Genomic DNA, 23,010 nt, shown 5'->3' on the forward strand with positions numbered 1-23,010 from the left:
GTGCTCATTTAACCTAACATCATGCATAACGTAGCCGGATCGGCGGTTTCCACCGTGGAAACTGACCGGCGGGGATGGTGGCATTCCACCTCCAGCATAGTAATTATATACTTACTTGTGGCCGTAGGCTTGTACCTGCAATCCGTGCTCACAGGCAGATATAATAACTTCATCATTTTTCGCAGTTCCTGGCTGCACCTCACCGCAGGGTTGCCCTTGTACAATGCGTACCAGGGAGAATACTACGATTACTTCCTGTATCACCCCAGTTTCCCGGTACTCTTTTCCCCTTTCGCTATATTTCCGCAACAGCTTGGTTTGCTCTTGTGGGTGCTTTTTAGTGCTGGCATCTTCCTGTATGCTATCAGTAAGCTACCGCTTAGTGGTAATGCCCGCACAACGCTCTTCTGGTTCCTCTTACTGGAGTTAGGCAATGCCCTGCAATCTTCGCAAACCAACCCAGCCATGACTGCTTTTATGCTGCTCACCGTTGTGCATTTAGACAAAGGCAATCCCGGCAGAGCGGCGTTCTTCACCTGCCTTACTTTTTTTATCAAAGGTTATGGTGCAGTGATAGGCCTCGTATTCCTTTTTTATCCGAAGAAGTGGCACTACATACAATATTGTTTTTTGTTTGGCATTGCCGGCACCTTATTGCCTTTACTGTTTATATCACCGGATACACTTACTGGTTATTACATCTCCTGGGTAGAATTGCTCACCGGCAGCACCATCAAAGAAGATGGTTCCCTGCTGGGTTTCCTGCACCAGGTATGGCATGTAAATGATACCATCATCCTGATCGCAGCCATTGCCGCCCTCGTTGTTGTATTCATCACAGGGCTTCTGCGGCAACAGGCTGTTACACCATGGCTGGTGGCAGCTTACCTGATGATATGGATCGTTATCTTCAATCAAAGTACAGAATCTCCTACCTATATCATGGCCGTAACCGGCGTGGGGTTTGGTTTACTCCTGCTCCCCTATAATAAATGGACCACAATTTTACTCTGCACCACTTTTGTGGTCACCTGCCTGTGTCCAACGGATCTCGTTCCGAAAGTGATCAATGAGATCGCTGTTAATTATCGCGTGAAAGCCCTGCCTTGTTTTGCTGTACTTCTCTTTTTACAATGGCGCCTAACAACTAACTATGCAACTAGTAACATCAAAATTAACAACGCACCCCGTTTTTCTTAACAACCTAACACATCATCTTGACCTGGTGATCCCCTGCTGCAACCCACCGGAAGGCTGGGTAATGCAGATGGTTACGGATTATTGGGAATTACAGGAAATGATGCCTGAAACAGATATCCAGCTGATCCTGGTGAATGACGGCTCTATACGTAATGTAACCAATGCGCATTTCCGGCAACTACAGGAAGGCATTCCCGGCGTACGTATTATCAATCACCCGGTGAACCGTGGAAAAGGATATGCCGTTCGTTTAGGCGTAGCCATTGCCACCGGCGATTACCAGGTATGTACAGACTTTGATTTCCCTTTCGGCGTAAAAGCCGTGAAACAGGCATTTGAGCAATTGCTGCATGGATCTGATGTGGTAGCGGGTATCCGCGGAGAGCAATATGTAAAATTGCTGCCGCGCAAAAGGAAGGTGATCACCATGGTGAACCGCCTCATGAACCGTTACCTCCTGCATTTGCCCGTAGCAGATGCACAGGCGGGATTGAAAGGATTTAATGACAAAGGCAGAAGGGAATTCCTGTCCACCCGCATCAATGGTTTCCTGTACGACAGTGAATTTGTTCACCGCGCCGGAAAGAACAAGTCATTGAAGATCCGTACGATACCTATCATGTGCAGGCCGGGCATTTGTTTCTCAGAATTTAAATCCAAAGTGCTCCTGCGGGAATTCATTAATTTCATAGGCATCTTTATGGTGAGTTAAGATGAAAAATAAAATACTGATCAGTGTAGACGTAGAGGAATTTGATATTCCGGAAGAATACGGGCAGAAGATCCCTTTACAGGAGAAACTGCTCGTATCCTATCGTGGTGTGCTGAAAACGATGGCTTTATTTGACGAGCTGAACATCCGTGCTACCTTTTTCATCACTGCCTACTGGGCGCAGAATTTCCCGGACATGGTAAAACGCATGGCGGCCAAACATGAGATCGCCTCTCATGCTTTTTACCATGATGCTTTTGAAGAAGGAGATCTGCTGGATTCGCGGAATGAACTGGAATACATCAGCGGGCAGAAAGTAAAAGGCTTCCGGATGCCTCGTCTGAAACCGGTGAATATAGGATCACTGGAAAAAGCAGGTTATACCTATGATGCTTCCCTGAATCCCACCTGGATCCCCGGGCGTTACAACAATCGTCATTTGCCCCGCGGGGTGCATCGCAAAGAGGCCCTGTGGGTAATGCCGTCTTCCGTAACACCGCGCTTAAGGCTGCCTGTGTTCTGGCTGAGTGTAAAGAATTTTCCTTTATGGTTTTCCCGGTATTGCAGCCGGAGGATCCTGCAGAAAGAAGAGTACTTTTCTTTCTACTTCCATCCCTGGGAACTGGAGGACCTGAGCAGTTATAAATTGCCCTTTATTGTAAAAAATGTGTCCGGCGCACGGATGCACAAAAAAATGCGGCACTTTTTAACTTACCTCAGTTCAATGGGAGAATGTATGTCTCATGCAGATTATTTAGAGAAAGTACACTCCGGCGGAAAAGCATAATCATTCCAGTATGCTTCTGCCTCTGCAGCAGTAAGATCACCATCAAAAGTGATCACACGGTATTTCTGCGGGTATACATTACCGGGTGTTAATTCCCAGGAACGGTCTTTTGTTGGACTGAACATCGCAAACACCTGTCCGTTCTGATCTTTCTCCGGCCAGATACGTACAGGCTGTGGTGAGTTGAAATTATCAGGCGCTGATAATACCAGCAAACCGCCTTTGCCACCTGTTAGTGCTCCCGCAATCTTGAACCAGCGGCCATGTGTATTATCTGCATCTTTGCGGCTCTTTCCCTCAGAGGTGAGCACTACACTGTTCTCATTATTCCACTCCGCTGCGCCCCTGATGGCAAAACCACCGCCATATCTGTATTCCAGTAATGTTATCGGAGAAGTACCTGCACAACGCAGCGTGGAATTGTAATCCCATACCTGCGCACCTTTTCCGCCATATGCCGTTACCTCCAGATCCTCTTTCATGGCTATCTTTTCTGGTTTAGTGAGCACTATATGTTCCTGTAATACATGAAAACCACCAAAAACTTTTCCGTTCGTTAACTGCACCAGTTTAGCAAAACGAACAGTGCCTGATAATTTTTTCAGGTTCCAGAAATCCACTGTATCCTTTTCATATTTTGTATCCGTCCATGGGTTCCAGATACCGAAGTGATGATAGTGATCTTTGGGATGGATATTTGTAAGCACGCGGCCTGCAGGCGTCCATGCCGGATGAATAAAACCACTTCTTTTGAAAGCTGTATCTATGCCTGCAGGTGGGTTCATCACGGCATAATTATATTGCAATACCTGTTTGCCTTCGTTCTTTAGAAGATAGGCGGTAGGTGTTGTTTCTACTTTCACTATATCTGTTCCGCCGCGACCTTCCGCCCAGATCTCATACACTCTTTGTTCCCCTGCCGGCAGATCTTTTTCCAGCTGCCATACCAAACTGCCATCTTCCTGGAACTGTGCAGGCACCACTGTTTCATTTTTGCCCAGGAAAGTCACTAAATGACAGGATTGCTGTTGCAATTTGCCCGGCTTCACTCGCAAAATAGTATTATGCCGTGCATAGGCACCAGCCTTTACAGTGATACGGCCAATCAGTTGGGCTTGTGATAATAAGGTGGTCATAAGGCAAGCCAGTAATAGAACATAACGCGGGTATCTCATATGGAATCGATTGAATAGTAAGTAAATTACTCAATCTGATTTACATTTAATAACCTTTCCTTACCTTAACAGGGTTAATTAACTCCCAAAATACCCCCAAAATGAAAAAGGATAAACTGATCGTTTCCAACCGGTCTGCCCTGGTTAAAAAGTATGGCAGTAAACACAAAACATTTCTGAAAGATCTCACCGCCATCAAAGACTTCGACAAAAAGCGAAAGATGAGCACCGTGATCGTATTCCTCGATGATGCTACGGCCATGAAAAAGTACAAGGTCCCCGCGGTAAAGAACCCGGAGGACCAGCGCCAGAACAAAGCGGCCATCGATGCCTTGTACAAATACTTCCAGCCGGATTACCTGCTGATTGCCGGTGCGCAGGATGTGATCCCCTTCCAGGAACTGGAGAATCTTTTATCCGGTGATGATGATGAGGATGAACTGATCCCCAGCGATCTGCCATACGCCTGCGAAGCACCTTATCATACAGACCCGGGTAAGTTCATTGCTCCTACCCGCGTGGTGGGCCGTTTACCGGATGTGCCCGGCAGCAATGATCCTGCCTACTTCCATTCCCTGGTGAAAGATGTACTCACCAGCAAACCGGTTAAAGACAAGGAATACCGTAAATATTTCTCTGTGAGTGTATTCGAATGGCGCCTGTCTACCCAGGAAAGCCTGCATAATATTTTCGGCGAGAACGGATTGATGCAGATCTCTCCGGTGAGTGGCCCCAAATGGACAGCCACACAACTCAAGGCTAAAACACACTTCATTAACTGCCACGGCTCCCTGGAAGATCATTGTTATTATGGCCAGAAGGGCGCTAATTACCCCGAAGCCGTGAACGCCAGCATGCTGGCCAAAATGATCACCAAAGGCACCATTGCGGCTGCTGAATGCTGCTACGGCGCGCAGCTGTATAATCCCAAAGAAACTGAAACGTCTCAGATGAGCGTAGCCAATACTTACCTGATCAATCATGCCATTGCCTTCATGGGAAGTTCCACTATCGCCTATGGTCCCACAGAAGGCCAGGGCCTGGCGGACATCCTCACGCAGGACTTCCTCATCAATACCATCAAAGGCGCCTCTACCGGCCGCGCTTTGCTGGAAGCAAGGCAAAGCTTCCTGGATAAAATGGGCCCTACCCTGGACCCTTATGAACTGAAGACCATTGCGCAGTTCTATCTGCTGGGAGAACCATCCGTTGTACCGGTGGCAAGCGCCCCGGTATCCAAGGCCATGAACTTCCGCAAGAACAACCGGGATAATATGATCTCCAAAGGAGCAGCCCTGAGCAATTTCATTGCCACACCAACTTTGGTGAGCACTAAAAAAGAGGGCACAGCATTTGCAGCGAATGTGCGCTCTTTACTGAAGGATAAAAAGTTCTCAGAAAAAGCAACAAAGAAGGTTTTTGAAACAGCACCGAAACCCAATGCGTTGACAAGGGATATAAAGGCCTTCAACACACCGGTGAAATTTCATGTATATTCATCTTCCTCTACCAGCGGCAGGCATAAGAAAACAAAGGTGCTGGTAGTGAAAGAAAAGAATGGTGAAATATTGGGATACAGAGAATATGTCAGACGATAAAAAAGCAGCCCCGAAAAGGGTAAAAGGTCAAATAATATTAAAGACTTTCGCGCGGACCACTAAAAGCGAAAGTTTAGGTGTGTACCTGCAAACCGCAGATGGCACCTTCCTTATCCGGCCGGCAGGGGGTAATCCTTTTATGGATAATCCCCTGGCCGCCCTGGCAGGGAAATTCATTGAAGCTGAAGGGCGTAAAAGCAATTACGTTTTCTTCGTAAAAACCTGGAAAGAGATCACGGAAGAAGAAGCCGGATCATAAGGATAGCCGGTTTGCAGCCAATTCTCCCCAACCAATTAATCCTGTTCCCTCCACCCGTCCTTATTGTTCAAAAGAGCCACCGTAACCCCGTAAATTTATAGTAACAAAATCTGTCGCTATGATCCGCCATTCTCTCATACGGCAGGCTGTTTTTGTTCTTGCAGCAATCCTGTTATGTATCCCCCTGCAGGGAAACAGTCAGCCTAATCGCATTATGCAGCAAAAAACCGCTGCACTCCTGGGTAAATACCTGGTATCCTTTAAATCAGAACGAGGCACTTTGCGCTATGTGTTGAACATAGACAGCGCCCGTGGTATGTTCTTTTACGGCACGTTGGAAAATGACACCAATTACCATCCATCCCGCCGGGAGCTCTGCCGTATCAAAGGCATACTGGCTGAACGGAAAGGGTACGACTTCATCATGAAGCCGGACCTGGACTATGGTACGCCGTATAAGCTGATCTGCCAGCCGCATGAGTGGCTCCTGAACAACAAAACGTATTTCTCCATCCGGGAACCGAATATCATTAACGGGTATATGCTCGCGAAGAATGATGAGGAGAACCGGTTGTATAGCTTTTCGGGGATGAAGCATGATGAGCCCGCGAAGCAGCCGGAGAAAGTGTTGGTTTCATTAGGGAGCCGCCCTTAGAGAGGTTTGCAAAGCAGATTTCCCAGAAGGTTTTGTCAGGCAGCTTTTATTAGCATGCGCAGCACCTTCCTCAGAAAGCCCTGCGCAACTCAGCTCCCGTACCATTCCGGTTAGCATAGATGATCTCGCCGTTCCGGATCAAAACACCATCTGCGGTATCTTCTGCCAGCAGCAACGGGCCGTCCATGTCTGTATAATCCAGATAGGGCAGCAGGTGCGCTACGGCAGAAGTACCGACAGTGCTTTCATTCATGCTGCCCGTCATTACCTTCATGCCCAGCTGTTTTGCTTCCAGGATCATTCTCCGCGCCGGCGTGATGCCGCCGCATTTGGTGAGTTTTATATTAATGCCATGGAAATAACCATGGCAGTTCTTTACGTCTGCTTCCACGATACAACTTTCATCCGCAATCAGTGGTAAGGCAGATGTTTCGTACACCTTTTTCATGCCTTCCCAATCTGCGGCAGGCATAGGCTGTTCGATGAATTCCACACCCAGGCCTTTGAAAGCCGCTGCATTCCGGAGGGTTTCTTCCACACCCCATGCGCAATTGGCATCCACCCGGAAAATAGCTTTTGTGTGTTTGCGCAACTCTGTGATAATAGCAATATCATCTTTAGTACCCAGCTTGATCTTGTAGATAGGCCAGGGAAATTCTTTTAATTTCTTCACCATATTTTCCACTGTATCAATCCCTATCGTATAATCCGTTAAGGGATTATGAGAAGGGTCCAGGCCCCACACTTCATACAATTTTTTACCCTGCCGTTTTGCATACAGGTCATGCGCGGCAAGGTCCAATGCGCAGAGTGCAAACAGGTTATCAGACAGCTTGGGATACATGGCTGCCCAGAAGGCTTCCGGCGTATCCAGCTTGTAAGATTCAATAAAAGGACGATGGGCATTGATAGCTGCCATCAGTATGGGTACGGTGATATTGTAATAAGAATTGTCAGCAGTTTCTCCGAGGCCGCTCCATCCGTCTTCCTGCAGTTCTGCTACCAATAGCGGTTGTACATCCTTGCTTTTTCTCGAAATAGTAAACGTGTGGCGGAATCTTAACTCGAAGGGATAAAGTGTTAGCTCCATGATTTAAATATACACAATGTAATATGATTTTTCCTACCCCCTTCCGGTGATGCTGATCATCCGGCGGATAGTTGCTGTGAGCCTTTCTGCTTTCAGCAGGGCTTCCAGGCTGAGCGGCATGCGGTAGCGCCAGTACCAGGGAGAAACGGCAGGTACATTGATCCGCTCTTCCGAAGGTGTTACCTGCGGCAGGCTCTCATCCAGTGCCAGCCAGTCCTGCAACTGGAAGATGCTCCACATGGCAGGTGATTGCAAATGCTGCTCGATCAATGTGTGATAATCCCCCTCTGCCCATTCCCGGATAGTACTCATATCATGGGTGGAAGGTGTTACAACAGAAAGGTAGGGCGCAGTGGTTATGCTGCTGTCCGTCCGTTTAGGCATGCGCTGGATCTCCAGGCTGAGTATGCCCAGTAATTGCATCACACCCGGCACACCTTCCGGTACCATACCAAGGTCTTCTCCGCAAACCAGCATATTCGTGGCTTGCTGTAATACCGGTAATTTCTTTAACGCCTCCTGTTCCCAAAGTGCATTATGGCGATGGAAGAAATACTGGTCAGACAAAGCCCGCAGTTTTTCCTGCACATCCGGTTCCAGCGCAGCATAGGAACTTGTTAAGTGCAGATGGAACCGTGGATGGAATTCACCCTTTACCGGTTCAAGGAAAAGCACATTGGCGATCAGATCAAGTAAACCCTGGCGGATAAAAGGATCTGCCTCTTTCGCAACCGCCTGTTGTGTGGCGTATTGCGGCAATAACCGGAAAGTACCGTCACCATTCGGTTCAAAGTAAATACCTTTTACCGCAGGTGTTGCATCGCTGAAAGTATGATAGAGGATGGCGTCTGTTATATAAGGCTGGCAATAACGGGAACGGTCAAACGGAATACCGGCAGCCATTAATTCATCTGTTGTATAAGGCAAGGCAGGATCAAAGTAACCCAGTAAGCCATCTATGGCATCACGCGGTATCTGCCAGATGCGGAAGAAACCAAGGATGTGATCAATGCGGAAAGCAGAGAAGTACAATGCCATATGCGCCAGCCTTTCCTTCCACCATTTATATCCGGTTGCTTCCATTTGCGCCCAGTTGTAAACAGGGAAACCCCAGTTCTGTCCCTTCTCTGCAAAGTCGTCCGGTGGAGCGCCTGCCTGTACGTTTACATTAAACAATTCCGGCGCTTCCTTCACTTCCACACTTTGCAGGAATACACCTATCGGCAGATCTCCTTTAATGGCGACACCTTTACTATGTGCGTAAGTTACAGCATCCAGTAACTGGCCATGTAATTGATATTGTACGAAGAAATAAAATGCGGGCTCCATATCCTTATCCCGTTCACAACTGAAGCGGGCATAAGGTTCCAGCCAGTGCAGGTGTGTTTGCACCCAGGTATCATAAGCACTATCCGGTGTAAATGCAGCAAACAATTCCCGCAGCACTTCCATCTTGATCCGGATCACCTGCTCATAATCAAGCGTGGGCAATTGATTCAGTTTTGCCTGGTATTTTTTGTAGTTTTTCACTTTACCAACAGCAGGCAAGTGTATATAAACAGGATGTAAAGCAAATGCAGAAATAGCCGCATAAGGATAAGAATCCGTCCAGCTGTAATTCACGGTGGTATCATTCACCGGCAACAATTGCAGGATGCGTTGGCTTGTGGCCGCAGCCCAGTCCGCCAGTAATTTCAGATCCTCAAACTCTCCTATGCCTAAACCTTTTTCAGAACGGAGTGAGAATACCGGCACCGCTACGCCTGCTCCTTTCCATCGGGTTAAAGGAAACCGTGCAAACCCATCATGGAGGATGGTGCGGCCATGTATGCTGAATTCTCCGGTGAACAACACCCTGTTCTCTCCTTCTTCATAAATAAATTGATCACCTTCTTTTCTTCCGTACTTATATTCGATCAGTACACCGCGTGGTATGTCTGCTATTGTTATAAAATCTCCTTCTGCCGTATAAGTTAAAGGAATGGCCTTCGCTGCATCCCACTCCCCCAGTTCCGGAATGTTACCGACGATGCAAACAGATTGTTCTGTCTTTAACAAAGGAGCGTGTACCCGGAAAGTATATAATGCAGGGGCTGGAAGTGCTGTTACAGGTCGTTTGAAAAACACCTCACTGAATGGGGCCGTTAACCAGGCATTCTCTGACATACCCGGCCAGATCCAGGTATCCCGCACCGTGAGTTCTTTATCTGAAGGGAAGCAATAAATGGTACGGATATTTTTCTCTGCCAGGGTACCCAGACAGTACCTGTAACGGAATACAGATGGATCATCCACCTGTATGGTCAGGCACCAGAAGGAAGCATTGTAATACTCCATCAGCAACTTCGTTTCACCCTGATCGTGGCAAACAGATACATACAGTTCCTGCCCCCAGGCAGAAGAAAAACGAACATACAGATGAAGCGTCATTGCCGGAAATTACGAAAAAAAACATGCCTGCACCAAATGATGCAGGCATGTTGCTGTTAGCTACAACTTTTGTATTTTCCGTGACACAGATTTTCCACCATGTTGCAATTGCAGAATGTAAGATCCCGCCGGTGTTTCACCACACTTGAAAGGAATGGTGTGTCTGCCTGCGGATAACTGTCCATTCACCAATACCGTTACTACTTTACCATTGATATCATATACCGCCAGGTGAGTTTTGCCAGCTGCTTTCAGATCAAAGCTTACCGTGGCTTGCTGGGTGAACGGGTTGGGAGTAGTCGTTAATTCGATAGCAGGTGATTCTTCTTCTGTTGCTGCCTTGCGCGAAACGAAACTGCTGCCGTTCAGTACTTTTATTTCCGTGTAACTATTCCAGGCATTCACGGTATTCCCATGCCCAACAATGCGCACATATTTCGCAGATGTTGGAGAGAAAGAAAATGTTTCCAATGCATTGGAAGTACCGCTGCTCTGCAGGCCGGTGGATACATTGGAGAAAGAAGTCCCATTGGTGGAAACCTGTATATCAAAGTTAGAACGGCGGGTAGTACCACTATAAAAAGCGATCTGCACACCAGATACTGTTTGGGTACTGCTCAGACAAAGCTGTATCCACTGCGGGTTACCGGAGGCAGACCAGCGCGTATTCAGATCATTGTCCAGCACATTGCCTGGTACGTTGCCATCATCGGTACTGGCAGAAGCAGGTAAACAGGGAGGTGTTGTTTGCTGTACTACCTGCACTTCTGTATAACTGTTCCAGGCATTCACACTATTACCATGCCCAACAATGCGCACCCATTTAGCAGATGCCGCCGTAAAGTTAAATGTTTCCAGCGCCGTGGAGGTGCCGTTGCTGCTCAGGCCGGTGGCTACATTCGTGAAGCCAATACCATCCGTTGAAACCTGTATATCAAAGTTAGAACTGCGTACGTTTCCATTATAGAAAGCAATCTTCACGCCTGTTACTGTTACGATATTATTCAAACAGAACTGGATCCATTGCCCGTCTCCACTGGCAGACCAGCGGGTAGTCAGGTTATTATCCAATACATTACCTGCCACGTTTCCATCATCAGCACTGGCTGCAGCAGGAGAACAAACCGGTGGTGTACTACCGCCGGGGAAATCATCTGCCGGGCTTAGCATCCGTTCACGGATCCAGGTGCCTGCGGGTTTCAGGCGGGCAGTGGTCCATGGGCCTGCTGAGCAGGTACCTGTAGTCCATACCGCGCCGGAGCGGTTATCATCAGAGTAGTTCCAGTTCGTCCAGCTGATCTTCTTGGTACGCATCAGGTCTATGTACCGTTGCGTCATGGTGAAATCATTTGGTCCGTCACCGCTCGCTTCCTGCGAACCAAACTCGGTTACAAAAACCGGCAGGCGATCGGAGGCCCAGTTCAGTTCGTTATAATACGCATTGCCGTGGGACTTTGCATAGAAGTGAAAAGTGTACATGATATTGGTGAAGCTCAAAGGATTGCTCACAATATCCTGTGCGGTACGCCCGTCAGAAATACCCATGGAACCCCAGGCATGTGTACCAATAAGGATCACCGCATCACTGTCAATAGCCCGGATCACCGGGATGATCTGGTCGCCATAGTTTTTGATGGTTGCCCAGGAAACGCCGTTGGGCTCATTACATACATCGTAAATGATGTTGTTCTTATTCTTGTGCTGATTGGCAATAGCGGTGAAGAATGTTTTTGCTTTTGCCAGGTTGGCATTAGGATCACCGGGAGTTAGCTGATGCCAGTCTACCAGCGCATACATGCCACGCTCTGTAGCCTCTTCTATCAGGCGGCTCACCTGTGCGGTAAAACCTGCAGGGTCTGTATCATAACCACCTTCCTGTACGTACAGGGAAATGCGCAATACATCTGCACCCCAGTCATATGCCAGGGCATCCAGCGATGCCTCCGTTAAACAACTCCCCCATCCATACCACTGGATACCATGCGTGCTCATGCCGCGCAGCTGAATTGGGTTCCCATACTGATTACATAATTTAAGACCTATCACCCGTAATTGTCCATTCTGTGCAACAGGTGTTTGTGCTTTAAGGATACTTGTGCCGGTTAACAGGCATACGATCAACAGCAATAGTTTAAAGGATAAATGTGTTTTCATAACGATAACTATTAAGGGTTGTGATTTAGACATCAGTTAGGTTGATGGCAATACAATGCCCTGTCCTATGCGGACAATTGCGATAATTAAAAGGAGATGCGGAAGTTATAACGTGTAAATCAAGCGGGCTTTCACTCAGATTACATTCTATTCTGGCTTAAAGTGCAATCGTTTGCATAAATATAGGTAATTTCATACAAACAGAAAGAAAGATCAAGGAAAATAATTTAAATTAGGAGTAGAACAACACATCCACTTATGAAAACAACCCAGATCTAAAATGCCTGTAACAGGCTAACCGCTTCATTTTCCGCCTTCTATACTTATTATATTCCACGCGTTGCAGGATCATTGTTTAATCATTTAAAACCCTCTTCCCATGATGCAGGCGTACTTCACCCGTGCTGTCTTCTCTGTAAAGGCATGCCTTGTAGGTTTATTATTATTTGTGACAGCTGCCGTACAGGCGCAGCAGTCAACTGTTATTGCTGACGGCCCCGGCAATACGTATGAACTGATGAACGAAAAAGGATACAATGTTGAATCCCCCGATTGCGGCCACGCTGTAAAACATATCAATGAGATCATGGACACGCAGCTGGGCAAATATGTTTTTGGCTTCACGCTGCACCGCGATCTGGATGACGACCGTTGCGGCGCTACAGACCGGCAGCGGATAGAGTTACGAGGAACAGGAAGTGCACAACAGGGCACGCAGGGCTCTACCAGCCATTACCGCTGGAAGTTTAAACTGGATGCCAACTTCCAGGAGTCTCCCAACTTTTGCCATATCATGCAACTGAAAGCATATGGTAATGGCCATGGCAGTGGTTCGCCTATCATCACGCTTACACCGCGTTATAACAACAAAATGGAAATAGGCCATACGGGGCTGGGTGGCGCTGTTGCCACCGCTGACCTGAGCCTTTTTAAAGGTGTATGGGTAGAAGCGTACGTGAAGATCAAACACGATAATAACGGTACACTGGAATTTGTGGTCAAAAGATTAAGTGATGGTGTAACGCTGTTATCGTACACCAACAACAGCCTGGATATGTGGGAAGATGGCGCAGGGTATGGCGCACCCAAATTCGGGTTCTACCGTAGTCTAACCAGCCCTTCTTACCTGCGCGATGAAACCATCCGCCTGGCAGATATCTGCGTAACAAAAGGCACCACAAGTCTTTGCCCCAGCGATGTGGGCACTGCCTGTGTACCTGCTTCAGCGAGTACCGATGATGGTAATGTACCGGGCAATGTGTTGGACAATAATCTGAGCACAAGATGGTCTGCCTCTGGCAACCCACAGTGGATACAGCTTTGCCTGAGCAGTACCCAAACAGTATCCGGTGTTCAGATCGCTTTTTATCAAGGCACCACCCGCCGTTCTAACTTTGATATACAGGTTTCCACCAACGGTACTTCTTTCTCCAATGTATCCACCGGCTTACAAAGCAGCGGTACTTCCAACGCATTGGAAACATTTAACTTCTCTCCTACATCTGCGAAATATGTCCGCATTGTGGGGCATGGCAATACGGTGAATGCCTGGAACAGTTATACGGAAGTAAAAGTATTGAACGGCAGCAGTTTTGTTTCCCGTAAGGCGGCGACAGAAGAAGAGACGAATGAGATAGAATTAAAGACTACGCCCAATCCGTTCACCCAGCAAACTACGGTAAGTTTCCATCTGAAAGCAGCGGGCAAAACACACCTCGCAGTGTATGATATTACAGGTAAGGTAGTGGCTGTACTAGTGAATGGGCAATTACCGGCAGGTAAACATACCATTCCGTTCAAATGTGGGGACACACCGGCGGGATCTTATATCCTTCAGCTACAACATGGTGGCCGGTCTATTTCTAAGAAATTGCAGAAGCTTTGATCTGCCCTGGCGCACCAGTTTGAGTAAGTATTTACTCAAACTGGTGCGTTCAAAAAAACTTTCCGGCCTTTGAGATTGTACTAATGTGTATATACCAAAATAAAATACACATGAAATATCTCCTGGTTGCTTTGGCTTTCATAGCCTGCAATAGCGACAATAATAAACTGCAGGAACTGCAAAAGAAGGTAGATCAGTACGAAGCTGCTCAAAAGCTCACGGAAGTGCACCTCGCACGCTTCGACTCCCTGGATTTCCAGTTCTATAGCCACCAGTTATGGGATTCTCTCAGCCTCAGCCATGCAGACCACATCAAGGCATTTTACCCGGATGGGAGCACCACAATAGGCCTGAATCCGGCACACATAGATATGCTGAAGCCGCAGTTCGAATTTGCGCCGGACACTAAGGTCACAGCGCATCCTGTACGTTTCGGTACCGGTGAATGGACCTGCGGGATAGGCACAGTGGAAGGCACCTTCTCTCAGCCAATGGACATAGGCGGTGGTAAAACCATCCCTCCTACCGGCAGGAAATTCAAGTTCTCCATGGTCACTATCGGGCGTTGGGAAAAGGGGAAGATGATAGAGGAGTACCTCTTCTATGATAACCTGGCTATTATGAAACAGATAGGGCTGGCCAAATAATTAGGATAATTCGCGGAACTGGCTTATTTTATCAGAAGCCAACGCGAACTATATGAACAAATCACTAACCCTCCTGATCACCCTTATTGTATCGTCTCTATCCCTGCATGCACAAGACTTCCAGGCGCAGATCGCGCAAAAAGCCAGCGCGCTTTTACCGAAGATCATTGAATGGCGGAGATATATTCACGAACATCCTGAACTCTCTAACCGTGAAACAAAAACCGCGGAATACATTGCAGCACATTTGCGCACATTAGGTATTGAAGTAAAAACAGGCATCGCCAAAACCGGTGTGGTAGGCCTTCTGAAAGGTGGTAAACCTGGGCCTGTTGTTGCCCTGCGTGCAGACATGGATGGATTACCGGTACTGGAAAAGGTCAATCTCCCTTTTAAATCTACCGTCACTGCAGAATATCTGGGCCAGACAGTTCCTGTGATGCATGCCTGCGGACATGATAGTCATATTGCCATTTTAATGGGCACTGCGGAGGTGCTGGCTGCCATGAAGAAGGATATACAGGGTACAGTGAAGTTCATCTTTCAACCGGCGGAAGAAGGCCCTCCCGGCGATGAAGAAGGTGGCGCTCCATTGATGGTGAAAGAAGGTGTGATGGAGAACCCGGTAGTAGATGCCGTGTTCGGATTACATATCGGTTCCGGTATTGAGATAGGAAAGATCCAGTATAAGCAAGGCGCTATGATGGCCTCTTCTGACTGGTTCACCATTGCCATCAAAGGTAAACAGGCACATGGCTCTTCTCCATGGAACAGTGTTGATCCTATTGTGGTAGGCACACAGATCATTAATGGTTTGCAAACCATTGTAAGCCGTCAGTCTAATATTGTAGAGGCTCCGGTTGTGATCACGGTAGGTAAATTTCATTCCGGTATACGGAGTAATATTATTCCGGAAGAAGCCGTACTGGAAGGCACCATCCGTACGCTGGACAGTAAGATGCAGGCAGATGTGCATGAACGCATTCGCCGCACGGCCACCAAGATAGCAGAGGCTTCCAATGCACAGGTTACTGTTACCATAGATAAGAAAACGCTCGTTACTTTTAATGATTCTGCATTGGTAGCCCGCATGCTTCCTTCTTTACAGAAAGCAGCGGGAAGCGACAAAGTGAGTATCATGAATTGGGTAACGGGTGCAGAAGATTTTTCCTTCTATGGCACTAAAGCGCCGGCTTTCTTTTTCTACCTGGGTGGTATGCCTAAGGGGGCAGATCCCAAAAAGGCACCGGGCCATCATACGCCGGACTTTTACATTGACGACAGTATGCTGGATGTGGGGGTAAAGGCCTTCTGCAATCTTGTTTTCGACTACGCTAAAAAGAAATAAAATCCCCCCTGCGGGGGGATAGGGCGTGTTTTTTTAGTAAAAAATCACCCAAATAAAAAAGCCCGGACGCATAAAACGTCCGGGCTTTTTTAATATTCATTATAAGCTTACTTCACTTCTTCAAACTCTGCATCAGTTACGGTATCACCGGCACCACCTTGCTGTCCGGCACCTTGCTCTGCGCCTGCCTGTGCTCCGCCATCTGCGCCAGGTTGCCCTTGCGTGGCTTTGTACATTTCTTCAGAAGCAGCTGTCCATGCATTGTTCAATTCTGCTGTGGTAGCATCGATCTGCGTGATGTCCTGTGTTTTCACCGCTTCGCGAACTTTCTCGAGTGCAGATTCGATAGGTGCTTTCTTATCAGCAGGAATTTTATCACCGTATTCTTTCAGTTGTTTTTCTGTCTGGAATACTAAGCTTTCTGCCTGGTTCACCTTTTCGATCTTCTCACGTGCCAGTTTATCTTCTGACTCATTTGCTTTCGCTTCAGCTTTCATCTTTTCGATCTCTTCCTTACTTAAACCGCTACCGGCTTCAATACGGATGTTCTGAGATTTACCAGTACCCTGATCTTTAGCAGTTACATGGAGGATACCGTTGGCATCAATGTCAAAGATCACTTCGATCTTCGGCACACCACGTTGTGCTGGTGGCAGGTCATTCAGGATGAATTTACCCAGCGTTCTGTTCTGAGAAGCTAAAGGTCTTTCACCTTGCAGTACATGGATCTCTACGCTAGGCTGGTTATCAGCAGCGGTGGAGAAAGTTTCGCTTTTCTTTGTCGGAATAGTGGTGTTGGATTCGATCAGTTTAGTGAACACACCGCCCATGGTTTCGATACCGAGGGATAATGGTGTAACGTCCAGCAACAATACATCCTTCACTTCACCGGTGAGTACACCACCCTGGATAGCAGCACCAATGGCAACTACTTCATCCGGGTTCACACCTTTATTCGGTTTTTTACCAAAGAATTTTTCTACTACTTCCTGGATCTTTGGAATACGGGTAGAACCACCTACGAGGATCACTTCATCGATCTTGGAAAGGTCCAGACCAGAATCAGCCAGCGCTTTCTTACATGGTTCCAGTGTTCTTTGGATCAGGCTGTCGCTCAGTTGTTCAAACTTAGCGCGGGTGAGTTTCTTTACAAGGTGTTTGGGTACACCGTCTACCGCAGTGATGTATGGCAGATTGATCTCTGTTTCCTGAGAAGAAGACAATTCTATCTTCGCTTTCTCGGAAGCTTCTTTCAAACGCTGCCAGCTCATTGGGTCTTTATGCAGATCTACTGCTTCGTCTTTCTTAAATTCATCTGCCAGCCAGTCCATGATCACTTTATCAAAGTCATCACCACCCAGGTGGGTATCACCGTTGGTAGATTTTACTTCGAATACACCATCACCCAGTTCGAGGATAGAGATATCGAAAGTACCACCACCAAGGTCAAATACAGCGATGATGCTGTCCTGATGTTTTTTGTCCATACCATAAGCCAGTGCAGCAGCAGTAGGCTCATTGATGATCCTGCGAACGGTCAGACCTGCAATTTCACCGGCTTCTTTCGTTGCCTGGCGTTGCGCGTCATTAAAGTACGCCGGAACAGTGATAACAGCTTCTGTTACTTCCTGACCCAGGTAGTCTTCTGCCGTTTTCTTCATCTTTTGCAGGATCATAGCAGATATCTCCTGCGGAGTATATAACCTGCTATCTATATCAATACGTGTAGTGTTATTATCACCTTTTGCCACTTTGTAAGTCACATGATTCAATTCACTGGACACTTCGTCGTAGTGGCGGCCCATAAAACGCTTCACAGACATGATAGTGTTAACAGGATTTGTGATCGCCTGGCGTTTAGCCGGATCACCCACTTTCCTTTCGCCGTTCTTTAAAAATGCAACAACGGAAGGCGTAGTACGGCGTCCTTCATCGTTGGCAATAACTACCGGTTCGTTACCTTCCATTACGGCAACGCAAGAGTTGGTAGTCCCTAAGTCAATACCTATGATTTTTCCCATAATAATTAATGTTCTCCTTTGTGAAACAGTGTGGCCCGGACGTTTCCGGACCTTGCCCATGAATTGTCAATGATTATGCCAAGGCCCCTTTTATGCAATTATGTCAGTTTTATCAGACAAAAAGATGTATATGAATAAAAACTATGTCTTTTTGATAGAACACAGTGGCGTAAAATTTGTTTTGCAAGGGTATCACTAACCACAATCATATGAAAAAAATCAAATGGGTCGTTTACTTGTTGACCGTGCTACCCCTTGCAAGTTTGGCGCAGACCCCGTCAACCACTTCAGAAACTCCAACGCCTTCTTCAGGCGTCCTTTTTGGTGGAAGCAGGAACTTCCGCACCTTCTCCATCGGCATTAATGGCGGTGTATTGGTACCTTCTGTTGCTACAGGCGGCAGCAATGATTTCTCCAAATGGCAGGTTAATTACGGTTATGGCGCTTATCTTAAATGGCAGTTGTTACACTTCCTGGCCCTCCGGGGAGACTTTGTAGGTGGTAAGCTCAAAGGAGATAACAGCCGTGAGCTGGGTAATGGCCAGGCACCAAACAGTCCTTACGCATCGTTTGAAACATCTCTTAAATGGTCCGGTAGTTTAAATGCCGTTTTCAATTTAGCGACTATCAACTGGCTGCACAAACAAAGCGCTGCAACACTTTATGTGTCTGTAGGTGGCGGTTTGGCAGGTTACAACCCGGAAGTGACCACACCGGGCGGTATTACCACAGAATACAAACCCAGCGGTGTAATTAAAGAGTTCTTTGTACCCGTTGGGGCTGGTTTGAAGTTCAAACTCTCTGAAGGCGTGAACCTCGATCTCGGCTACACGATGCATTACCTGGATGGGGATAACCTGGACGGCTATAACAAAGCCCCCTCCAAGGACAAGTATGCCTACGGTTACGCAGGTCTGGAATTCAGCCTTGGCAGCCGCAGCAAACCACAACTGCAATGGCATAATGCCCCGGCAGTAATGTATGATCAGCTGGAAGCTGCCCGCAACCAGCTTAAACTGGAACTGGACGCAGAGAAGGAAAACAACGCCAAACTGGCTGCCAGTGTAGCTAAGCTGCAGGTGGACAGTGATGGTGACGGTGTTTCTGACCTGTTTGACAAATGCCCGAACACACCTGCCACTGATAAGGTAGACGGGGCTGGTTGTCCGCTGCCGAAACCTGACACCATTAAACCGGAAGTGAAGGTGATCATCACAGAAGATGACCGCCGCCTGGTAAGGGAAGCGATCGCCAACCTTGAGTTTGCTACCGGTAAAGCGGATATCAAACCAAGTTCCTTTGCTTCACTGGATAGAGTGGCAGACCTGATCAAACGTAAGAACCTGAGCCTGAAACTGGCCGGCCATACGGACGATGTGGGTAAAGATGCCAGCAACATGATCCTCTCTAAGAACAGGGCAGAATCTGTGAAGGCTTACCTTGTTGGCAAGGGTGCTAACCCAAGCCGTATTGAAGCAACAGGATATGGTGAAACCCAGCCTATTGCGAGCAATAAAACAGCTGCAGGCCGTCAGCAGAACCGCCGTGTTGAGTTCACTATCTATTGATAATCTGACAGTTTTGCATGTCATTATACCAAGGGCGCCGATGCAGATCGGCGCCCTTTTTTGCGGCATACTATTTGCCAAATGACAGCCTGCTAACTATAACGTATTATGAAAAAACTTGCTTTTTTAATTTTATTCGGAGGATTGGTTGCTAATGCCAGCGCACAGGAGATCAGCTTTGGTGCAAAGGGTGGTTTGAACATTGCCAAAGTGACTAACACGATCTTCGGGGATGAAGAGACCAGGGCTTCCATTTATTTGGGTGGTTTTGCGCGTATAGCCGTGAATGAGAGCTGGAGCGTTCAGCCGGAACTGGTATACTCCGGCCAGGGGTTCAAATACGATATTCCTATCCTGGGAGAATATAAGGTGCGCCTCAACTACATTAACGTCCCTGTAATGGTACAGTATTATCTGATTCCTGAATTTCACCTGGAAGCTGGCCCGCAACTGGGTTTCCTGGTAGCTGCCAAAAACATACATGGCAAAACGACTGTGGATGTCAAAGACCAGACGAAAGGTGTAGACTTTGGGCTGGGCTTTGGATTCGGTTATGACTTTGATTTTGGATTAGGCATTGGTGGCCGGTATAATTTCGGTTTAACGGATGTATATGAACAGGATGAAAGCCAGAAGAACTCCGTTGCGCAGATAGGTTTGTATTATACTTTTGGGAAGTTTAAGAAATAGCGCTGTTTTTTTATTAAGCCAGGCCCAGTAGTGGCATGAAAGTGCGTTCCTCAAAAATGTGATCTGCCACTTCTTTCAGCCTGTCATGTTCCGTGTTAAAAGCAATACCGATCCCTGCTTTGCGGACCATGCAGATATCATTCGTTCCATCTCCGATGGCGAGGATATTGTGCATCTCAATGTCATATTGTCCACGTACATGGTGCATCATGTTACATTTACAGTAAGCATGATTACAATCATTATCCGGTAGTTTTAAGAAATTCGCAGGGATGCTCACTACACCCGTAGCAATATCATCCTCAAATTCCAGCACGTTGGCGCAGGAGAAATGCATGCCCAGCTGGTCTTTCACGTAATTGGTGATACAGGTATAGCTGTCACTGATAATGCCGCATACATACCCTTTATCCTTCAATGCCCGGATCACGCTCACGGCATCTTCCACTAACGGGATCGATTGAACGACAGCGATCAGTTCTTCCTGTGTTCTTCCTTTCAGTAACTGTGCAATTTTCTGCGTGCGCACTACATCTGAATAACCGGCTTGCACAATGGCCAGTAACTGTGGCATAAATCCCAGTTGATCGGCGGCAGTATAAATAAAGCTTTTGTGTAAGAGGGTATTGTCCATATCAAAAATGGCCATTTTCCCGAACGGTTGTGTCTCTGTAATGTTTGCAGTTAGCATGCGTACTGTTTACGTGAAAAATAGCGGGATAAATGGGTTTACAACTTCTATAGGTATCACAAAGTTACGTAAAATTGGCCGGTGATCCGGGAGTGAGCTGTTAAATTAGCTTTAATAAAACTACCTTTGCTATCTAAATTTGCATTAACATTTTTTAGAATGAGTGTAGTTATTGCTATCAAAAATGCCGCCGCAACGGCCATCCAGGCGCTGTATCAGCAGAATTTTACGGCTGATGACGTGTCTGTTAACATCACCAAGCCAGAGTTTGAAGGGGAATATACTGTTGTCGTATTTTCATTTACTAAATTCAGCCGCCTGAAACCGGAAGAAACGGGCAAACAGCTGGGCGAATACCTTTTAGCGCATTACCCTGCTCTTTTCACCGGTTTTAACGTGGTGAAAGGTTTCCTCAATCTTCAGATCCAGGACCAATACTGGATCCAGTATCTGCAAACCGCACATAGCAATAAAACAGTGGGTCAGCAGCCTGCCAACGGCCGCAAGGTGATGGTGGAATATTCTTCTCCCAATACCAATAAGCCTTTGCACCTGGGGCATCTGCGTAATAACTTCCTCGGTTACTCCGTAGCAGAGATCTATAAAGCAAATGGTTTTGAAGTGATCAAAGCCAACCTGGTGAATGACCGGGGCATCCACATCTGCAAATCCATGCTGGCATGGCAGATGTTCTCTCATGGTGAAACACCGCAAAGCAGCGGTATTAAAGGAGATCACCTGGTAGGTGATTTTTATGTTCACTTTGAAAAAGTACTGCGTGATCAGGCAGAGCCTATCATCTCCCGCGTACTGGATGGCAACCTGAAAGATTTTGAAGGCGCTGAAAAAGACAAGATAGAAAAACTGCACAACGCCACACACAAACCGGAAGTGCAGGCAGATAAAGAGAAGCTGGCTAAAGTGCAGGATGAGATCAAAGAACTGAGCCGTAATAAAACGGAGATCATGCAGCAGGCTAAGATCATGCTGCAGCAGTGGGAAGCCGGCAACCCGGAAGTGCGTGCACTCTGGGCTACGATGAACGGTTGGGTGTATGAAGGTTTTAATAAAACCTATCAACGCCTGGGAATTGATTTCGATAAAATGTATTACGAAAGCAACACGTACCTGTTAGGGAAAGACCTGGTGGAAGAAGGATTACGGAAAGGTGTGTTGTTCCGTAAAGAAGATAACTCTGTATGGATAGACCTTACAGCAGATGGATTGGATGAGAAGTTACTGCTCCGCGGAGATGGCACTTCTGTATACATGACGCAGGACTTAGGTACTGCGCGTTTGAAGTACGACGATTACCATATGGAAGAAAGCCTGTACGTGGTAGCGGATGAACAGAACTATCATTTCAAGGTGTTGAAACTGATCCTGCAGAAGTTACAGGAGCCTTGCGCAGATGGTATTTACCACCTCTCCTATGGCATGGTGGAATTACCACATGGCCGTATGAAAAGCAGGGAAGGCACTGTAGTGGATGCAGATGATCTGATAGAAGAAATGGTAAAAACAGCTGCTGAGCAAACGGAAGAGCTGGGTAAAACAAAAGGTTTTTCTGAAGAAGAATTACGGGAGCTGTATGAAACCATTGGTTTAGGGGCCATGAAATTCTTCCTGCTGAAAGTAGATCCTAAAAAGAAAATGGTCTTCAACCCGGAGGAGTCTATCGACCTTCACGGCTTTACCGGCCCTTTCATACAATATAGCTACGCAAGGATCAAATCCATCCTGCGTGAATTCAGCACAGCAGATCTGGAAGAACTGACAGGTTATTCGCACAATACAGCACTGCTTCCCATGGAAAAAGAACTGATCATGTTATGTGAGCAGTTTAATGCTATCCTGCTGGAAGCACAAAGGGAAATGAGCCCTGCCGTTATTGCCAACTATGCATTTTTGCTGGCGCAGACGTTTAACTCTTTCTATGCGAAGAAAGAGGAGGGTAAATACATTTACTCTGTGAGAGATGCGGAAAATGAGGATAAGAAAAAGCTGCGTTTACAGATTGCTATCCTCACGGCCAATACGATCAAACAAAGTTTGAAGTTTATGGGTATTGCGGTGCCGGAAAGAATGTAGGACTTTCTT

General features: G+C 47.0%; 18 protein-coding genes. 12 read left to right on the top strand and 6 right to left on the bottom strand.

Annotated elements, in window-relative coordinates; translation table 11 throughout:
* The first annotated feature begins 21 nt into the window (after positions 1-21).
* Genes GFS24_RS25590 through GFS24_RS25600 form a run of 3 tightly spaced genes read left to right on the top strand, consistent with a single transcriptional unit; the run spans position 22 to position 2,699 of the window.
* Complete coding sequence (locus GFS24_RS25590) at positions 22-1,200, top strand: glycosyltransferase family 87 protein (protein WP_153664702.1); 1,179 nt, start codon at positions 22-24, stop codon at positions 1,198-1,200.
* Complete coding sequence (locus GFS24_RS25595; RefSeq protein WP_153664704.1) at positions 1,154-1,912, top strand: glycosyltransferase; 759 nt, start codon at positions 1,154-1,156, stop codon at positions 1,910-1,912. The genes GFS24_RS25590 and GFS24_RS25595 overlap by 47 nt, the downstream gene beginning before the upstream one ends.
* Before the next feature lies 1 nt (position 1,913).
* Positions 1,914-2,699, top strand: a complete 786-nt coding sequence (locus GFS24_RS25600) for a polysaccharide deacetylase family protein (protein WP_153664706.1) — start codon at positions 1,914-1,916, stop codon at positions 2,697-2,699.
* Here the strand turns inward: GFS24_RS25600 and GFS24_RS25605 are convergent.
* Positions 2,663-3,835, bottom strand: coding sequence for a PmoA family protein (locus tag GFS24_RS25605; protein WP_173003194.1), 1,173 nt, complete (start codon positions 3,833-3,835; stop codon positions 2,663-2,665). The two genes, GFS24_RS25600 and GFS24_RS25605, sit on opposite strands and share 37 nt — an antisense overlap.
* Positions 3,836-3,975: 140 nt before the next feature.
* Between GFS24_RS25605 and GFS24_RS25610 the strand changes: the two genes are divergently transcribed.
* The 3 genes from GFS24_RS25610 to GFS24_RS25620 all read left to right on the top strand — a co-directional run bounded on the left by GFS24_RS25610 (position 3,976) and on the right by GFS24_RS25620 (position 6,386).
* Positions 3,976-5,472 (top strand): hypothetical protein, encoded by a 1,497-nt coding sequence (locus tag GFS24_RS25610; RefSeq protein ID WP_153664710.1) that lies wholly within the window; start codon positions 3,976-3,978, stop codon positions 5,470-5,472.
* Positions 5,459-5,731, top strand: a complete 273-nt coding sequence (locus GFS24_RS25615; protein WP_153664712.1) for a hypothetical protein — start codon at positions 5,459-5,461, stop codon at positions 5,729-5,731. The genes GFS24_RS25610 and GFS24_RS25615 overlap by 14 nt, the downstream gene beginning before the upstream one ends.
* A gap of 118 nt (positions 5,732-5,849) precedes the next feature.
* Positions 5,850-6,386: a hypothetical protein gene (locus GFS24_RS25620; protein ID WP_153664714.1), complete on the top strand. Its 537-nt coding sequence runs from the start codon at positions 5,850-5,852 to the stop codon at positions 6,384-6,386.
* Positions 6,387-6,456: 70 nt separating this feature from the next.
* On the opposite strand, the gene GFS24_RS25625 is transcribed toward GFS24_RS25620, so the two are convergent.
* The 3 genes from GFS24_RS25625 to GFS24_RS25635 are packed head-to-tail and all read right to left on the bottom strand — an operon-like array spanning position 6,457 to position 12,060.
* Positions 6,457-7,476 (bottom strand): dipeptide epimerase, encoded by a 1,020-nt coding sequence (locus GFS24_RS25625; RefSeq protein ID WP_153664716.1) that lies wholly within the window; start codon positions 7,474-7,476, stop codon positions 6,457-6,459.
* A 33-nt stretch (positions 7,477-7,509) separates the two neighbouring features.
* Positions 7,510-9,906 carry a 4-alpha-glucanotransferase gene (locus GFS24_RS25630; protein WP_153664718.1) on the bottom strand — a complete coding sequence of 799 codons (2,397 nt, stop codon included), beginning with the start codon at positions 9,904-9,906 and terminating at the stop codon, positions 7,510-7,512.
* Positions 9,907-9,966: 60 nt separating this feature from the next.
* Positions 9,967-12,060: a cellulase family glycosylhydrolase gene (locus tag GFS24_RS25635; protein WP_153664719.1), complete on the bottom strand. Its 2,094-nt coding sequence runs from the start codon at positions 12,058-12,060 to the stop codon at positions 9,967-9,969.
* A 379-nt stretch (positions 12,061-12,439) separates the two neighbouring features.
* On the opposite strand from GFS24_RS25635, the gene GFS24_RS25640 reads away from it, so the two are divergent.
* The 3 genes from GFS24_RS25640 to GFS24_RS25650 all read left to right on the top strand — a co-directional run bounded on the left by GFS24_RS25640 (position 12,440) and on the right by GFS24_RS25650 (position 15,940).
* A complete protein-coding gene (locus tag GFS24_RS25640; protein WP_153664721.1) occupies positions 12,440-13,945 on the top strand; it encodes a discoidin domain-containing protein in 1,506 nt (501 codons plus the stop codon).
* Positions 13,946-14,055: 110 nt separating this feature from the next.
* A complete protein-coding gene (locus GFS24_RS25645) occupies positions 14,056-14,592 on the top strand; it encodes an ester cyclase (protein ID WP_173003195.1) in 537 nt (178 codons plus the stop codon).
* Between the two features lie 52 nt (positions 14,593-14,644).
* Entirely contained in the window at positions 14,645-15,940 is a 1,296-nt protein-coding gene (locus GFS24_RS25650; protein ID WP_153664725.1) for an amidohydrolase, read from the top strand.
* A 107-nt stretch (positions 15,941-16,047) separates the two neighbouring features.
* On the opposite strand, the gene dnaK is transcribed toward GFS24_RS25650, so the two are convergent.
* On the bottom strand, positions 16,048-17,961 hold the full coding sequence (gene dnaK, locus GFS24_RS25655; RefSeq protein WP_153664727.1) for a molecular chaperone DnaK: 1,914 nt from the start codon (positions 17,959-17,961) through the stop codon (positions 16,048-16,050).
* Between the two features lie 209 nt (positions 17,962-18,170).
* On the opposite strand from dnaK, the gene GFS24_RS25660 reads away from it, so the two are divergent.
* Entirely contained in the window at positions 18,171-19,529 is a 1,359-nt protein-coding gene (locus GFS24_RS25660) for an OmpA family protein (protein WP_153664729.1), read from the top strand.
* A gap of 108 nt (positions 19,530-19,637) precedes the next feature.
* Positions 19,638-20,219: a porin family protein gene (locus tag GFS24_RS25665; RefSeq protein ID WP_153664730.1), complete on the top strand. Its 582-nt coding sequence runs from the start codon at positions 19,638-19,640 to the stop codon at positions 20,217-20,219.
* Between the two features lie 13 nt (positions 20,220-20,232).
* On the opposite strand, the gene GFS24_RS25670 is transcribed toward GFS24_RS25665, so the two are convergent.
* Complete coding sequence (locus GFS24_RS25670; RefSeq protein ID WP_153664732.1) at positions 20,233-20,910, bottom strand: HAD family phosphatase; 678 nt, start codon at positions 20,908-20,910, stop codon at positions 20,233-20,235.
* A 159-nt stretch (positions 20,911-21,069) separates the two neighbouring features.
* Here GFS24_RS25670 and GFS24_RS25675 point away from each other — a divergent pair, with 159 nt between their 5' ends.
* Positions 21,070-23,001 (top strand): arginine--tRNA ligase, encoded by a 1,932-nt coding sequence (locus GFS24_RS25675; protein WP_153664734.1) that lies wholly within the window; start codon positions 21,070-21,072, stop codon positions 22,999-23,001.
* Positions 23,002-23,010 lie beyond the last annotated feature (9 nt).

The sequence above is a fragment of the Chitinophaga sp. SYP-B3965 genome (assembly GCF_009647655.1).
Classification (GTDB): Bacteria; Bacteroidota; Bacteroidia; order Chitinophagales; family Chitinophagaceae; genus Chitinophaga.

Coding starts and splice junctions, on each gene's coding strand:
- GFS24_RS25615 (WP_153664712.1), top strand. CDS start 5,459: ATGTCAGACGATAAAAAAGCAGCCCCGAAAAGGGTAAAAGGTCAAATA.
- GFS24_RS25630 (WP_153664718.1), bottom strand. CDS start 9,906: ATGACGCTTCATCTGTATGTTCGTTTTTCTTCTGCCTGGGGGCAGGAA.
- GFS24_RS25670 (WP_153664732.1), bottom strand. CDS start 20,910: ATGCTAACTGCAAACATTACAGAGACACAACCGTTCGGGAAAATGGCC.
- GFS24_RS25640 (WP_153664721.1), top strand. CDS start 12,440: ATGATGCAGGCGTACTTCACCCGTGCTGTCTTCTCTGTAAAGGCATGC.
- GFS24_RS25600 (WP_153664706.1), top strand. CDS start 1,914: ATGAAAAATAAAATACTGATCAGTGTAGACGTAGAGGAATTTGATATT.
- GFS24_RS25650 (WP_153664725.1), top strand. CDS start 14,645: ATGAACAAATCACTAACCCTCCTGATCACCCTTATTGTATCGTCTCTA.
- GFS24_RS25625 (WP_153664716.1), bottom strand. CDS start 7,476: ATGGAGCTAACACTTTATCCCTTCGAGTTAAGATTCCGCCACACGTTT.
- GFS24_RS25590 (WP_153664702.1), top strand. CDS start 22: ATGCATAACGTAGCCGGATCGGCGGTTTCCACCGTGGAAACTGACCGG.
- GFS24_RS25675 (WP_153664734.1), top strand. CDS start 21,070: ATGAGTGTAGTTATTGCTATCAAAAATGCCGCCGCAACGGCCATCCAG.
- GFS24_RS25635 (WP_153664719.1), bottom strand. CDS start 12,060: ATGAAAACACATTTATCCTTTAAACTATTGCTGTTGATCGTATGCCTG.
- GFS24_RS25605 (WP_173003194.1), bottom strand. CDS start 3,835: ATGACCACCTTATTATCACAAGCCCAACTGATTGGCCGTATCACTGTA.
- GFS24_RS25620 (WP_153664714.1), top strand. CDS start 5,850: ATGATCCGCCATTCTCTCATACGGCAGGCTGTTTTTGTTCTTGCAGCA.
- dnaK (WP_153664727.1), bottom strand. CDS start 17,961: ATGGGAAAAATCATAGGTATTGACTTAGGGACTACCAACTCTTGCGTT.
- GFS24_RS25660 (WP_153664729.1), top strand. CDS start 18,171: ATGAAAAAAATCAAATGGGTCGTTTACTTGTTGACCGTGCTACCCCTT.
- GFS24_RS25645 (WP_173003195.1), top strand. CDS start 14,056: ATGAAATATCTCCTGGTTGCTTTGGCTTTCATAGCCTGCAATAGCGAC.
- GFS24_RS25595 (WP_153664704.1), top strand. CDS start 1,154: ATGCAACTAGTAACATCAAAATTAACAACGCACCCCGTTTTTCTTAAC.
- GFS24_RS25665 (WP_153664730.1), top strand. CDS start 19,638: ATGAAAAAACTTGCTTTTTTAATTTTATTCGGAGGATTGGTTGCTAAT.
- GFS24_RS25610 (WP_153664710.1), top strand. CDS start 3,976: ATGAAAAAGGATAAACTGATCGTTTCCAACCGGTCTGCCCTGGTTAAA.